The organism is Xanthomonas sp. NCPPB 1826 (assembly GCF_056725285.1).
This window is the reverse complement of sequence record NZ_CM161521.1, coordinates 3,254,268-3,269,202: the sequence shown is the minus strand read 5'-3', so window position 1 is coordinate 3,269,202 and position 14,935 is coordinate 3,254,268. Positions and strand designations below refer to the sequence as shown.

Sequence of the window (14,935 nt, the reverse complement as noted above, 5' to 3'; positions counted from 1 at the left end):
ATCTCCGCGGCCTTTCTGTCGTGCAGTGGATCAGGTGCTTGGGTTCACAGCACCCGACGTGCCTGAATGAACTTCTCGCTCCAGTAACCGCTCGCCAGCGAATCCACGCGCACGTCCTTGCCGCGGCTGGGCGCGTGCAGGAACTTTCCATCGCCGACCACCAGGCCCACGTGGTCGATGCGGCCGCGCCTGCCGAAGAACACCAGATCGCCTGCCTTGAGCGCGTTGGGGTCCTTGATCAGTTCAGCAGACTCGTCACGCGCGATGTCGCGCGACACGCGCGGCAGGTCGATGCCCAGGGCGGTCTTGAACACATAGCCGACCAGGCCGCTGCAGTCGAAACCTTCGGTGGACTCGCCGCCCCAGACGTACGGGGTGCCGAGCAGGGCCATGGCGCGTTGCAGGATCACCTGCACACGGCTGTCGGCCACGGCGTTCTGGGCAGCATTGGCTGCGCTCTGGGAGACGTCGTAATTGGCCAGCAGGCGGCTGAGGTCACCGGCGAACATCGCCGAGCGGTCCATCAGCGGAATGGCGTCGTTGGCGGCCAGGTGCGGAAGCAGGGCGGCCAGTGTTGCGGTGGCAGCGGCGTCGGCGCGGCTGCGGGTTGCGGCTTTCTCGGCGGCGACGGCGCTGTCTGGCGTGGTCGTCTGCGGAGCGGATGCGGTGCCGTTGGTGGTCTGGGCCAGGGCGGGTAGGGCTGCGAGCCAAAGGGCAGTGGCGCATAGCAGGCGGAGCGGTTTCCGGGGCGGAAGCGGTGCGGCGCCAGTGTTGATCTGTTCGTCGTTCGTCACGCGGGAATCACAATTCTGCTGTCGATGCGGGATGATGCCTTGGTGAAAGAATCGTTACGTTCAAAAAAGGTTAAATTTCCGTTTTATTAAATGTGATGCGCGTCACACATTAGGGCAAAACCCGCTTTGAACCTGAATAATGGTCACGCCAGTAGGCGCCATCCAGGAAATCCAAGCGGACGGTACCGCCGGTGTTCGGGGCGTGTACGAAGCGGCCTTCACCGACATAAATGCCGACATGGGTCACGTTGCCGCTGGAGCCGAAGAACACCAGGTCGCCGGTGGTCAACTGCTCCGGCGGGATGCGCGGGCCCTGCACCGCGGCCAGCTCACGGGAGGTGCGTGGCAGCGACAGTGCCAGCACATCCTTGTAGACATAGGTGACCAGCCCGCTGCAGTCGAAGCCGGTTTCCGGCGTATTGCCGCCGAAGCGGTACGGCGTGCCGACCAGGCCCAGCGCGCGCATCAGGATGTTGTTGGCGGCGGCCGGGTTGGACGGCGGCACCTGCGGCCAGACGCGGGGTGCCGGTGGCGGGGTGGCGGCCGGTCGACGGACCGGTGCCTGTGCGCAACCGCCCAGCAGCACGAGCAGGCCCAGCAACGAACTGGCCGCGGCGCAGCGGGCGCGGGCGGCGAAAACTGGCGTGATATGCATGGAGCCGGGATAATGGGCGGTTCGAAAGGTCGCCATGATGGCGGCGCACCCGGCGGCCGACAAGCCGTCCTCCACCGTCTGCCACCGGGCAGCCTATCCAGAGCCAGGCATGAAGATCGAAAAAGACAGCGTCGTCCGCTTCCACTACACCGTTTCCGAGCTGGGCCAAGAGCCGATCGAGAGCTCCAAGGAGCGTGACCCGTTGGCGATCATGATCGGCCACGGCAACATCATTCCGGGCCTGGAAGCGGCCATGATGGACAAGGAAGCCGGCGACAGCTTCGGCGTGGACGTCAAGGCCACCGAAGCGTACGGCGAATACCGCGAAGGCCTGAGCCAGCGCGTGCCCAAGAAGCACTTCGGCGCCACCAAGCTGGTCCCGGGCACCCAGGTGGTGCTGCAGACCAACTTCGGCCCGCGCGCAGTGACGGTGCAGAAGGTCGGCATGAGCGTGGTCGACGTCGATCTCAATCACCCGATGGCTGGCAAGGACCTGCACTTCGACGTGGAGATCATCGAGGTGCGCGAAGCCACCCAGGAAGAGCGCGATCACGGGCATGTGCATGGCGAAGGCGGCCATCACCACTGAGCGCAGTCGTCACGCGGCCTGTGTGGCAGACGGACCGATGCGGTCTATCTGCAGGATCGGCATGCACCGCACGGTGATGCCGGCTTGCACGCGCCGATCGTGTCCGTGTGACCAGCGTTGGCTGGATGTGTTTCCGCGGCCCGCCATCTCGGCGGGCTGTTTGCATGTTGCGCGCCGCGATCGCCGCGCCGCGCTGCCCGAGCCGAGATGACCCCGCGCGATCCTTTGCTGCCCATCGCAATCAGCGAGCGAATCGCGGTGCTCGACGTGCTGCGCGGTTTTGCGCTGCTGGGCATCCTGCTGATGAATATCGAAGCCTTCGTCGGTCCGCTCGATCTGGCGGTCACCGGCGTGGAGCCGCATTGGCACGGCGCCGACCGGGTTACCGATGCGCTGGTGTACCTGCTGGTGCAGGGCAAGTTCTATACGCTGTTCTCGCTGCTGTTCGGCATGGGCTTTGCGGTGATGGCGCAACGTGCCGCGCAGGCCGGGCGTGGGTTGTTCGGCACCTATCTGCGCCGTACCGTCGGGCTGCTGGTGATCGGCCTACTGCATGCGCTGCTGCTGTGGTCCGGCGATGTGCTGGTGACCTACGCGTTGCTGGCCTTGTTGCTGCTGGCCACGCGCTCGGTGCCGACGGTGACGCTGCCGTGGTTTGCCGCGCTGGTCTACTGTTGCGCGCCCGCGTTGATGCTGCTGTATGGCGTCGCAGGCACCTTGATGCAGCTCGATCCGGCGGGTGCCGTGGAATGGAAGGCCGCGATGGCCGATGCGGCGCTACAGGCCGCAGCGAACGTGCAGGCGCAGCGCGCCGCCTTCGGGAGCGGCAGCTATGCGCAAGCGACGCTGCAGCGCTGGCACGACCTGCAGCACGCGATGACCGGGCTGAGCATCAATGGCCCGGCGATGCTCGGCATGTTCCTGCTGGGCAGCTGGTTTGTGCGCAGTGGCGCGATCGCCGCGCCCGAGCGCTTCCCGCGCCTGTTTCGGGCCCTGCGCTACGGGGTGCTGCCGCTCGGGCTGGGCGTGATGGGGGTGAGTTACGCGCTGGAGCCGTGGATCGATCCGGCGCGGCTGGATCTGCGCCTGTCGGGTGCGTTCGCGTTGTCGCTGATTGCCGGCCCGCTGATGAGCCTGGGCTACGCGGCGTGGGTGGTGCGCCTGGCGCCGCGCCTGGCATGGCTTGCGCCCGCCGGGCGCATGGCGCTGAGCAACTACCTGATGCAATCGCTGGTGTGCACGTGGATCTTCTACGGTTACGGGCTGGGCTATTTCGAGCAGCTGCCGCGCGTATGGCAGCTGCCGTTCGCGCTGGCGCTGTTTGCGCTGCAGGTGGTGTTGAGCCAATTGTGGTTACGCTGGTTCCGCTTCGGGCCGATGGAATGGCTATGGCGTAGCGTGACCTATCTGCGTGTGCCGCCGATGCGTCGCAGCAACGCGCGCGTGGGGTAGTGCACACATGAGTGCCGCGCCTGTCGATGTGGTGGTGGTCGGTGCCGGTGCCATTGGGCTGGCGACTGCGCTGGCACTGGTCGAAGCGGGCCGGCAGGTGCACGTGCTCGATGCCGGTGCGGTGGGTGCGGCGACGTCGTACGGCAACTGCGGCACCATCACGCCGAGCCATGCGCCGCCGCTGGCAGCGCCGGGTATGATCGCGCAGGCGCTGAAGTGGATGCTGACGCCGGACGCGCCGCTGTATATCCGGCCACGTCTGGACCCGACGCTGTGGCGCTGGTTGCTGCAGTTCGCGCAGCGTTGCAATACGCGTCACTGGCAGGCCAGCGCGCAGGCGCGCGCGGCGTTGCTGGGCGATGCGCGGCAACGCTTCGACGACTGGGTCGAGCGCTATGCGCTGGACTGCGAATTTCGCAGCGATGGGCTGGACTACGTGTTTGCCGATGCGCGCCGCTTTGCGCACTATCGCCACGAGTGCAACGTGCTTGCGCAGTGGGGTATCCAGGCCGAAATGATCGACGGTGCCGACTACGAGCGCCAGGATCCGGCATTCCGCGCGGGCATTGCCGGTGCGATCCATTTCCCCGGTGATGCGCATCTGCGCCCGGAGCGTTACACCGCAGAACTGGCAAGAGTGCTGCGCGCGCGCGGTGCGGTGATCCAGGCGCAGTGCCGCGTCGATGCGGTGGTGCCGGACGCACGCGGCGCGTGCGTGCACACCGCGCGTGGGCGACTGCAGGCGCGCGAGGTGGTCATCGCAACCGGCCCGTGGTCGCCGCTGCTGGCGGCGCAACTGGGATTGCGTCTGCCGGTGCAGGCCGGCAAGGGCTATTCGATCACCTATACCGCCCCGGCGCTGATGCCGCGTCGCCCGGTGGTGCTGAAGGACCGTTGGGTGTTCGTGGTGCCGTGGCGCGATCGCCTGCGGATCGGCAGCACGATGGAATTCTCCGGGCACGACACCCACCTCAACCCCACGCGCCTGGCGGCACTGGAGCGCGCAGCGGCCGATTATCTGTATGTGCCGGCCGGTCCGGCCGTGATCGAGCGCTGGTATGGATGGCGGCCAATGACCTGGGACGACGTGCCGGTGCTGGGCGCGGTGCCGGGTCGTCCTCACGTCTGGCTCGCAGCCGGGCATGGCATGCTCGGCATCAGCATGAGCACTGCAAGCGGACAATTGATGGCCGACCTGATCACGGGCCGCGCACCTGCGCTGGACCCGCATCCCTACCGGGCGGAGCGCTTCGCATGAGTGCCCGGTACGACTACGACGTGGTGATTCTGGGGGGCGGCTCCGGTGGACTGGCCGCTGCGTTTCGCGCAGCCAAGTATGGCGCGCGCGTGGCGATGATGGAGCCGAACGAATTGGGCGGCACCTGCGTCAATCTCGGCTGCGTGCCGAAGAAGGCGATGTGGCTGGCGGCCGATCTGGCCGGCAAGATCGAGTTGGCCGGGGCGCTGGGTTTCGATGTGCCGCGACCGACCCTGGCGTGGCAGGAACTGGTCACCCACCGGCAGGGCTATATCGGCAACATCCACGCCAGTTATCGGCGCCGCCTCAACGAAGATGGCGTGGTCATGATTCCGCAGCGCGGTGTGTTGCAGGATCGCCATACCATCATGGGCGGTGACGGCGTGCCGGTGACCGCCGAGCACATCGTGATCGCCACCGGCGCGCATCCGCTGCGGCCGGACATCGAAGGTGCCGAGCACGGTGAGGTGTCCGACGATTTCTTCAATCTCTGTCATGCGCCCGCGCAGGTAGCGATCATCGGCGGCGGCTATATCGCGGTGGAGATCGCCGGCCTGCTGCAAGCGCTGGGCAGCCGTGTGCATCTGTTCGTGCAGGGCGAGCGGTTGCTGGAACGCTTCGATGCCGAGCTGACCCTGCAACTGGCCGACAACCTGCGGCATCTGGGCGTGCGCCTGCATTTCGGTTTTTCCACCACCGGCCTGGAACGCGATGCAGAAGGCAAGCTGCGCGTGCATGGTCATCCCGCGCACCCCAGCGAGCAGGGCAACGACGTCTTCGACAAGGTGTTTTTCGCCACCGGCCGGCGTGCCAACACGGCAGGGCTGGGTCTGGAAGAGGTCGGCGTGCGTCTGGGCGACAAAGGCGAGGTGGTGGTGGACGAAGGCCAGACCACCAACGTGCCGAACATCCATGCCATCGGTGATGTCGGCGGCAAGGTCGGACTGACGCCGGTGGCGATCAATGCGGGACGCAAGTTGATGGATCGCCTGTTCGGCAAGCAGCCGGATGCGCGCATGGACTACGAAGGCGTGCCGAGCGTGGTGTTCTCGCATCCGCCGCTCGGGCAGGTCGGGCTGACCGAGGAACAGGCACGCGCGCGGCACGGCAGCGCGGTGCGCATCTACCGCAGCAACTTCCGCCCAATGTTGCACGCGCTGGCCGACGCGCCGCAGCGCAGCCTGTTCAAGCTGGTCTGCGTGGGCGAACAAGAGCGCGTGGTCGGCGTGCATCTGCTGGGCGAGAGCGCCGACGAAATGCTGCAGGGCTTTGCGGTGGCAGTGAAGATGGGTGCGACCAAACGCGACTTCGACGAGACCGTGGCGATCCATCCCACCTCGTCGGAAGAGATCGTGTTGATGCATTGATGCATTGATGCATTGGTACGGCAGTTGTGACCGGGCCAACGAGGGGCATCAGTCACCGGCCGGAGACAGGGACTGCCGTTGGCCCCTGCGTTTCACAACTTGCGATAGCCCAGCGCGACACCGCACGCCACTTCTGCGCCCGACGTAGGTGCGCTTGACGCAGGTCAGGCCCCCGCAAGCAAACGGATCAAAGCCCCTCTCCCCTCGGGAAAGGGGTTGGGGTGAGGGTCCGGCACGCTCGATGCATCACTCAGCTGCCGATCTGCCGTCCCAGCCGGCCATGCCTCATCCGGCCATGCGTGGAAGTTGACCGCGCTGCTTGTCCGCCGTGCCTCGTGCCGCCCGAACCCTCACCTCAATCCCGCTTCGCGCTGTCGGCCAAGGCGCGTCAAGACACGCGCACCGACAGCGCGCAAACACTGCCTCCTCGCTCGGACGGAAGAGGGATTTCAATCCCATAGCTGGCATCCTTGCGCGATGTCCAAGCCCCGCAAACCAACGACGCGTCGATCCGCCAACCCATCTCCGCGCTCCGCCTCCAACGCCGAGCCGCTCTCCGGCGAACAGGCGCGACTGCGCATTCTTGCGGCGATTCGTGCAATACCTTCCGGCCAGGTTGCCGGCTATGGCGAGGTCGCACTGCGCGCCGGCCTGCCCGGGCGGGCGCGGCTGGTGGCGCGCGTGCTCAGCGGCAATGACGATCCGCAGCTGCCCTGGCACCGGGTGCTGCGCAGCGATGGCCGGATCGCGTTGCCGGAAGGCTCATCCGGCTACCGTGAGCAATGTCGGCGGCTGCGTGCCGAAGGCGTGGCGGTCGAGCAGGGCCGGGTGCGCCGTGCGAGTGCCGCGCAAACCCTGGATGCGGCCGTGTGGGGACCTTCATAAGCCTGCCGTTATGATGGTTGGCATTCCGAAGGATGCCGTCATGCCCCAACTGCCGCCCGTCACCAAAGCGTTGTTGATCGCCAATATTGGCTTGTTCCTGCTGCAATGGGCATTGGGCGACCTGGGCGCCGGCGTGCTGCCCTCCGATGCGGCGCTGTCGTCGTTGATGCTGTGGCCGATTTCCAACGGCTTCGATGCGTTCTCGCCCGGCGCCAGCTTCATGCCATGGCAGTTGCTGACCTATGCGTTCCTGCATGGCGGTTTCAACCATCTGTTCTTCAACATGCTGGCGCTTTTCATGTTCGGCGCGGCGCTGGAGCAGACCTGGGGGCAGAAGCGCTTTCTGACCTATTACCTGGTGTGCGTGGCCGGTGCCGGCGTGTGTCAGTTGCTGATGGCCTGGTTCACCCAGAGCGGGGCGCCGGTGGTGGGGGCGTCGGGCGGGGTGTTCGGTCTGTTGCTGGCCTACGGCATGCTGTTCCCCAATCAGCGGGTGATGCTGCTGTTTCCGCCGATCCCGATGAAGGCGCGCACTTTCGTGATCGTGTTCGGTGCGATCGAACTGTTCCTGGGTGCAACCGGCTGGCAGCCGGGCGTGGCCCACTTCGCGCATCTGGGCGGCATGCTGTTCGGCTGGCTGATGATCCGCTACTGGCGCGGGCAGTCGCCGTTTGGCGGCAGCGGCAAGAAGGGCGGTGGCAAGGGGCGCAAGCCGCCGCTGCGTGTGGTGCGTTGAGATAGTCGCGGCGTGGCAGATCCAGGTGATCCGTAGGAGCGGCCCTGGCCGCGATGGGGTTTTACCGGTTAGGCTTCATCGCGGCCGGGGCCGCTCCTACCAAGCGAGTGCTGTCATGGAAGAAACGCCAGGCACAAAAAAAGAGCGCGGAGTCCGCGCTCTTTTTTATTGCCTGCCACTGCGTGTGGATTGCCAGTGACTTCCTGGCGCTTGAATCAGCGCCAGATCTTCAACTGCTCGGCGTCCAGGCGCTGCATCGGCTGGCCGGCCTTGCAGCTGAACGCCGCACCGAACTCCGGCAGGTTGGACAGCGGGCCGTTGGTCCGCCACTGGCCCGGCGCCCGGATGTCGGCACTGGCACGCTGCACCGCTTCGTTCGGCGACAGCTGCTGGGCCCACAAGCCGGCCCAGGCAGTGAAGAACGCCTGCTTGTCGGCCTCGGTGGCCGCTGGCTGTGCCTTGCTGAAGGCCTGCCAGGCCAGTTCGATGCCGGCCAGGTCGGCCAGGTTTTCTTCGGCGGTCTGCGCACCGTTGACCTTGACGTTGGGCACGCCCGGGTAGGGGTAGGCACCAAACTGGCTGGCCACCTTGTCGGTCAGCAGGGTCCAGCTGGTCTTCTCGGCCGGCGTCCACCAGCTGCGCAACTCGCCCTTGGCATCCACCAGCGAGCCCTTGGCATCGATGGCGCGGGTGATTTCGTGGGCGACCAGCGCGCCGTAAGCGCCGTACTGCGCGGCCGGTGTGCTGCCGGCGGTCAGCACCGGCGGCTGCAGCACGGCGGCGGTGATGATCAGGCGGTTCTGCGCGATGTCGTAGGCCACTGCCGGCTGCTGCGGCAGCACGTCCCAGCGACGGTCGGCGTTGCCCTTGCCGATGCGCTTCATCTCCTCGCGGTGGCGCCAGGTCGAGGCGATCAGCATGTTGCCGCCAAAGCTGCCGCGGCCCATCGGCTGCACGGTGTAATCCAGATCGCGACGCGGCGCGCCGACTTCGATCTTCATCGCCGCCAGCTTGGCCTTGGCTTCGGCGATCACCTCGCCGTTGCCCCAGCCGGTGCGCTCCAGCGCGGCCAGCTGCGCGTCGCGCAGCTGGTCGGCGATGGCTTCGGCCTGGCGGCGCGTGTCGCTGCTCAGGTAACGCGCCACGTATTCGCGGCCGAGCATCGGGCCGGCGGCGACATTGATCGCGTCCAGCACCTGCTGCCAGCGCTGCGGCGGCAGTGCATCGCCACGCAGCAGACGGCCGCGGAACTGGTATTCGGCATCGTGGAAGCTCTTGGACAGGTACGGCGCCATCGCATCGCCCACGCGCCAGCGCAGATAGGCCTTCCACTGCTCCGGCTTGATGCTGACGATCATGCTGTCGAGCTGCTTGAACATGGCCGGGTCAGCCATCGACACCAGGTCGTCCTTGACGCCCTGCGCTTCCAGGAAGTCGGTCAGGCGCAGATTCTTGTACTGCTTGGTCAGCTCCTTGGTGGCGATCGGGGCATAGTTGTTGAACGGGTTGTTGATGCCCTGCACCGACTGCGCGCTGCGCGCCAGCGCGGTCTCGATCTGCAGCACCGAGGCGGCATCGGCGTCCAGCCTGTCGGCCGGGGTGCCGGTCAGCGCCAGGATCTGCTTGACGTAGGCGCGGTAGCGGCCCATCAGCGCCTGGGTGTCGGCGTCGGTGCGGGTGTAGAACGCCGGGTCCGGCAGGCCCATGCCGCCCTGCATGAAATACCCGATGTGCCGGTCAAGCGCCTTCAGGTCCACGTCCGGGCCGAAATTGAAGCCGACCGGGATACCGACCTGATGCAATGCTGCGATGGAAGCGGGCACATCCTTGGCCTTCTTGATCGCGTCGATGCGCGACAGCAAGGGGGCGATAGGGTTGGAGCCGTCCTTTTCGACGGATGCTTCGTCCAGGCCGCTGGCCCAGAAGTCGCCGAGCAGCTTCTGCACATTGCCCTGCGGCGTCTTCATCGATGCATCCAGCAACTCGCGTTGCTGCTGCAGCGCGCGCTCGGACAGCTGGCCCAGCGCGGTAACGGCACCGGCCTGCGGCACCGGGTTGGCCTTGAGCCAGCCGGCATTGGCGTAATCGTAGAAATTGGTGCAGGCCGCCGAGACGGCCGGCGCCTTGGGAGCAGCCTTCTTCTTGCGAGCGGCGTCGGCGTCGGGGGCGGACAGCAGCGTGATCAGGCTGAAGCCAAGAGCGAGGGCAAGCGGACGAATGGTGGGCATCGAGAAGAAGGGTGGCCAGATTGAAGTCGGCGGAGTTTAGCAAGGCTGCGCCCCGTGCAGGCGGGCACGAGCTGCCCGCGGTCCTCGGTGCCGGCCGCTTGCATGAACGCGACAGGCCCGCGGGTGCGGGCCTGTGCGTGTTGCGTTGCTGCTGGAACCGATTGCAGGCGCTAACTGCACCGAATTACCAGATCACCACGCGGTCTTTCTCCGGGCGCACCATTGCATCGCCCGGCTTGCAGGCGAAGGCGGTGGCGAACTGCGGCATGTTTGACGGTGATGCGATGGCGCGCAGGTTGTCCGGTGAGTGCGGATCGCTCGCCAGGTAGACCAGTTGTTGCTGCTCGCGCGTCTGTCCGCGCCAGTTGCGCGCAAAGCCCAGGAAAAACCGCTGCTCGGGGCTGTAGCCGTCGATGCGCGCGACCCGCTCGGGATGCTGGCGCAATGCAGTCTGCAGGGCGTCGTAGGCAATGTTGATACCGCCCAGGTCGGCAATGTTCTCGCCGAGGGTGAGCTTGCCGTTGACATGCAGCTTGGGGTGGCTGGGCAGCGGAACATAGGCATCGAACTGCTTTACCAGGGTATCGGCACGCTGTTCGAATGCCTTGCGATCCTGCGCCGTCCACCAATTGACGTTGTTGCCCGCACCATCGAACTGGCTGCCTTGATCGTCGAAGCCATGCGTGGCTTCGTGCCCGATCACCGCGCCGATGGCGCCGTAGTTCAGGGCATCGTCGGCATTGGCATCGAAGAACGGCGGTTGCAGAATGCCGGCCGGGAAATTGATGGTGTTGGTGCTGGGGCTGTAGTACGCGTTGACCGTCTGGGGCGTCATCGACCAACGCTTGCGATCGGTGGGCTTGCCGATTTGAGCGATGTCATAGCGGTAGTTGAACTTGGCAGCCGCCTGCAGATTGCGGTAGTACGCCCCCGGCACGATGTCCAGTCCCGACCAGTCGCGCCAGGTGTCGGGGTAGCCGATGTTGGGCAGGAACGCGTTCCACTTGGCAAGCGCCTTTGCCTTGGTTTCGGCGCTCATCCAATCCACGTTTTCGATGCGCGTCTTGAGCGCGGCGCGGACGTTGTCGACCAGTTCGGCCGCGCGTTGCTTGGCTTCGGGCGTGAAGACTTCGGCGACGTAGAGCTGGCCAAGGCCTTCGCCCATGGCGGAGTCGAGCGCGCGCAGGACGCGTTTCCAACGTGGGCGTTGCTCTGGCTGCCCGGACAGAGCCTTGCCGTAGAAAGCGAAGTTGTTGTCGACAAAGGCCTTGCTGAGATGTTTGGATGCATCGTCGATGGTGTGGAAGCGTAGATACGCCTGCCACTGTGCAATGGGCGCACTCGCCAACTGGTGGTCGAACGCAGCGAAGAAGCGCGGTTGCGACAGCGAGAAGCCGGCACCGACATCCACGCCTTGCGCGGCAAAGAAATCTTTCCACGAAAAGTGCGGGGTGAGCGCGTCTGCCTCGGCAACGCTGACAAAGTTGTACTGGTTCTTGGGTTGGCGTGCGTCAGTCGGCGAAAGCGACGCAGCAGCCAGACGCGATTCCAGCGCCATCACGTCCTTGGCCTGTGCCTTGGCCGCATCGGCATTGCTGCCGGTGAGCTCGAACGATTTGGCGATGTAGGCCAGATAGGCTTCCCGAATGGGGGCGTACTCGGCAGCGGTGTAGTAGTCCTTTGTTGGCAGGCCGAGGCCGCCTTCGTTGGCGAAGGCGATTTGCTGGTCTGCCTTGTGGAAGTCCGCGCTCGCGCCGAACTGGAAAACCTGGCCGTCACCCTCCGCGTAGCGGCTCGCGATGTACTTGGCGACCTCTCCCGGGGATTTCAGCGCCCCAATCGTCTCCAGCAACGGATGGATGGGTTGGTCTCCCGCTGCCTCGATTGCGGCTTCGTCCATGCCCGAGGCATAGAGCAGGCCAAGCTTGCGTGTGAGCGGGTCGGTCTGCGTATCTGCCTGCTTCGCGGCGCTTTCAACAATCTCACGCTGCGTCGTCAGGCTCTTTTCTGTCAGCTCGTCGAACATGCCCCAACTGGTGCGGTCGGCCGGAATCGGATTGGCCTTGGCCCAGGCACCATTGACGAAGTCGTCCAGGTTTTGGCACGCGCTGGCTGCCGGGCCCAGCTCGCTGATATCGAATGCGGGTTTGCTGGCTGTCGTGGCCGGCGGCGCGGCAGGTGCCGAAGTGGCCGCTGATGCCGGGGCGCCATCTGCATCGGAGGCGCGCTTGCAGCCAGGCAGGGCGACCAGCAGGGCCAGGGCAAGGGTGGAGGTCTTGAGCAAGGGCATATCTGGCATCGGCGAGGAAATGGACTCCGAGCATAAGCGGACGCCGCCTTGCGAGCGCCGGGTTTGAGGTTTGTTGAGCTTGGCCTGGAGACACCGGTTCACGAAGCGCATCCGTTCACCAGGTGCAGCCACGGCAATCCAGGCCGGCGCTGCACAAGCGCTTGTCTCCGGCGTGCCTGCTAAAGCGCTCCCGGGCGAGGTGCAGCCTGCTTGGTTGCCGGAATGGCGTGCTGATTTCCGGTTGGGGCACAGGCGCTGCCAGTACGGACGAAAGAGGTTTACGCACCCGGCCAACGCCGCCACGGCGCACACAAAAAAAAGCGGCGATCCGAAGATCGCCGCTCGCTCTTGCCAATGTCGCGCAATTACCAGATCACGACCTGCTGATCGCCTTGACGCACCATCGCATCGCCGGCCTTGCACGAGAACGCGGCGGCAAATGCCGGCATGTTCGACGGCGCACCGATGGCGCGGAAGTTGGCCGGGGCATGCGGATCGGTCTTCAGGCGCACCACCAGTTCTTCCGGAGTGAAGTTGCGGCGCCACACTGTTGCCCAGTTGAGGAAGAAGCGCTGGTCACGGGTGATGCCGTCGGTCTTGGGATCGTCCTTGCCGGCGGTGGCGGTCTTCATCGCGTCGTAGGCGGTGTTGAGGCCGCCCAGGTCGGCGATGTTTTCGCCCAGGGTCAGGTCGCCCTTGACCTTGTCGCCGGCCGGGGTGCGATAGCCGTCGAACTGCGCCACAAGCTTGCCGGTGCGTGCCTTGAAGGCGTCCAGATCCTTCTGCGTCCACCAACCCGGATCGGCGATGAAGTTGCCATCGGCACCGAAGCGGCTGCCCTGGTCGTCGTAGCCGTGGGTCATCTCATGCCCGATCACCGCACCGATGCCGCCGTAGTTCATTTCCTCCGGCGCATTCGGGTCGAAGAACGGCGGCTGCAGGATCGCGGCCGGGAACACGATCTCGTTCTGCAGCGGGTTGTAGTAGGCGTTGACCGTCTGCGGGCTCATGCCCCATTCGGTCTTGTCCACCGGCTTGCCGATCTTGGACAGGTTCCACTTGTAGTTGTACTCGGACGCGGCCATCACGTTGCCCAGGTAGCTGTCGCGGCTGGTGTTCAAGCCGTTCCACTCGCGCCACTTTTCCGGGTAGCCGATCTTGGGCGTGAAGCTTTCCCACTTGGCGATCGCCTTGGTCTTGGTCTCCGGGCTCATCCAGTCCAGCTTTTCAATGCGGGCCTTCAGCGCGGTGCGCAGGTTGGTCACCAGGGCTTCCATCTTGGCCTTGGAATCGGCCGGGAAGGCGACCTTGACGTACATTTGGCCCAGCGCTTCGCCGGTCTGGCCATTGATGGTCGCCAGCACACGCTTCCAGCGCGGCTTGATCTGCTTCTGCCCGCGCAGGGTCTGGTTGTAGAACGCGAAGTTCTCATCCACAAACGGCTGGCTGAGGAACGGCGAGGCACCATCGACGGTGTGGAAGCGCAGGTAGGCGCGCCAGATCGCCGGATCGGTGTCGGCGATCATCTTGCTCACTTCCTGGTGGAAGGCCGGGATCGCCAGCGAGAACATCTCCGGCGTGGCCACGCCCTGCGACTTGAAGAACTCGGTCCACGACCAGTTGGGAGTCAGCTTGTCGGCATCGGCCGGCGAGATCGGGTTGTAGGCCAGCGAGGCATCGCGCGACATCTGGGTGCTGGTCTTGGAGACCTTGGCCAGACGGGTCTCGAACGCGACCACCTGCTTGGCCTGCGCGGCGGCATCGGCCGCGGCCACGCCGGACAGTTCCAGCACCTTGGCCACGTGCGCCTGGTAGGCCTCCAGCTTGGCCTTGTTGGCGGCACTGGTGTAGTACTCCGGATCCGGCAGGCCCAGGCCGCCCTGCATGGCATAGGCGATGTTCTGGCTGGACTTCTTGAAGTCCGCCTCGGCGCCGAAGCTGAAGAGCTCGTTGTTGCCCTTGGCGGCGCTGCTGCGCAGATAGTCGACCAGCTTGGCCTGGTCGTTGATGGCGTCGATCGCGGCCAGTTCCGGCTTCAGCGGCTCGATGCCCTGGGCGTTGATCTTGGCCTCGTCCATGCCGGTAGACCACAGGTCGCCGACGATCTTTTCCACGCCGGTGGCGCTGGTGTCGGCCGCGGCCTGTTCGACCAGCTGCTGCTGGATCGCATTGGAGCGCTCGTCGAGCATCTCGAACGCGCCCCAGCTGGTGCGATCGCTCGGCACCGGGTTGGCGGCCAGGAACTTGGCGTTGGCGTACGCATTCAAATCCGTGCAGGCGTTGCCGTTGGTATCCAGGTCGGCGGCGGTGAACTGGTTCACGGCCGGCAGCTTGCTCTGGTCCAGGGTCAGCGTCTTGGGAGCCGCCGGGGTGGTTGCGGCGGTGTCGGCCGCGGGCGCGGCCGGCGCGGCGTCTTCGGATTTCTTGCAACCGCTCAGCGCGGCGGCCACGGCCAGGGACAGGGTCAACAAATGAGGTGTACGAATCACAAAGGGCTCCAGGAGCAGATGTGGGAAGCCCCGTCGCCGGGGCTGTGGCCGGCACTCTACGCCTGCCTAGCCGATAGGCATGGTGTCGAAGGTCATGGGTGAGGGGGGGAGGCCACCGATGCACGCTGGCTTTGTTACGTTTCGCTGCCGCCCGGACCAAAAAAAACGGCCCCTTGCGGGGCCGTGGAGAAC

Annotated in this window: 11 protein-coding genes; 6 read left to right on the top strand and 5 right to left on the bottom strand. The window is 65.7% G+C overall.

The window, feature by feature from the left end:
- Positions 1–44: 44 nt before the first annotated feature.
- Both AC1PLA_RS13820 and AC1PLA_RS13815 read right to left on the bottom strand, forming a co-directional pair.
- Positions 45–794 (bottom strand): C40 family peptidase, encoded by a 750-nt coding sequence (locus tag AC1PLA_RS13820; protein ID WP_481104760.1) that lies wholly within the window; start codon positions 792–794, stop codon positions 45–47.
- A 109-nt stretch (positions 795–903) separates the two neighbouring features.
- Positions 904–1,512, bottom strand: coding sequence for a C40 family peptidase (locus tag AC1PLA_RS13815; RefSeq protein ID WP_181118576.1), 609 nt, complete (start codon positions 1,510–1,512; stop codon positions 904–906).
- 46 nt (positions 1,513–1,558) lie between these two features.
- Here AC1PLA_RS13815 and AC1PLA_RS13810 point away from each other — a divergent pair, with 46 nt between their 5' ends.
- From AC1PLA_RS13810 to AC1PLA_RS13785, 6 genes are all read left to right on the top strand, one after another.
- Positions 1,559–2,038, top strand: a complete 480-nt coding sequence (locus tag AC1PLA_RS13810) for an FKBP-type peptidyl-prolyl cis-trans isomerase (protein WP_024939526.1) — start codon at positions 1,559–1,561, stop codon at positions 2,036–2,038.
- A gap of 207 nt (positions 2,039–2,245) precedes the next feature.
- The gene (locus tag AC1PLA_RS13805; RefSeq protein WP_481104759.1) at positions 2,246–3,490 is read left to right on the top strand and encodes a DUF418 domain-containing protein; all 1,245 of its coding nucleotides are present in this window, start codon (positions 2,246–2,248) and stop codon (positions 3,488–3,490) included.
- Between the two features lie 7 nt (positions 3,491–3,497).
- Complete coding sequence (locus tag AC1PLA_RS13800) at positions 3,498–4,748, top strand: NAD(P)/FAD-dependent oxidoreductase (RefSeq protein WP_481104758.1); 1,251 nt, start codon at positions 3,498–3,500, stop codon at positions 4,746–4,748.
- The gene (gorA, locus tag AC1PLA_RS13795; RefSeq protein ID WP_481104757.1) at positions 4,745–6,115 is read left to right on the top strand and encodes a glutathione-disulfide reductase; all 1,371 of its coding nucleotides are present in this window, start codon (positions 4,745–4,747) and stop codon (positions 6,113–6,115) included. The genes AC1PLA_RS13800 and gorA overlap by 4 nt, the downstream gene beginning before the upstream one ends.
- A 477-nt stretch (positions 6,116–6,592) precedes the next feature.
- A complete protein-coding gene (locus AC1PLA_RS13790) occupies positions 6,593–7,000 on the top strand; it encodes an MGMT family protein (protein WP_481104756.1) in 408 nt (135 codons plus the stop codon).
- 40 nt (positions 7,001–7,040) lie between these two features.
- On the top strand, positions 7,041–7,736 hold the full coding sequence (locus tag AC1PLA_RS13785; protein ID WP_039523057.1) for a rhomboid family intramembrane serine protease: 696 nt from the start codon (positions 7,041–7,043) through the stop codon (positions 7,734–7,736).
- 215 nt (positions 7,737–7,951) lie between these two features.
- On the opposite strand, the gene AC1PLA_RS13780 is transcribed toward AC1PLA_RS13785, so the two are convergent.
- The 3 genes from AC1PLA_RS13780 to AC1PLA_RS13770 all read right to left on the bottom strand — a co-directional run bounded on the left by AC1PLA_RS13780 (position 7,952) and on the right by AC1PLA_RS13770 (position 14,722).
- The gene (locus tag AC1PLA_RS13780) at positions 7,952–9,964 is read right to left on the bottom strand and encodes a M13 family metallopeptidase (protein WP_481104755.1); all 2,013 of its coding nucleotides are present in this window, start codon (positions 9,962–9,964) and stop codon (positions 7,952–7,954) included.
- Positions 9,965–10,148: 184 nt separating this feature from the next.
- Entirely contained in the window at positions 10,149–12,254 is a 2,106-nt protein-coding gene (locus tag AC1PLA_RS13775) for a M13 family metallopeptidase (protein ID WP_481106203.1), read from the bottom strand.
- A 365-nt stretch (positions 12,255–12,619) separates the two neighbouring features.
- Complete coding sequence (locus tag AC1PLA_RS13770; protein ID WP_481106202.1) at positions 12,620–14,722, bottom strand: M13 family metallopeptidase; 2,103 nt, start codon at positions 14,720–14,722, stop codon at positions 12,620–12,622.
- Positions 14,723–14,935: the final 213 nt, after the last annotated feature.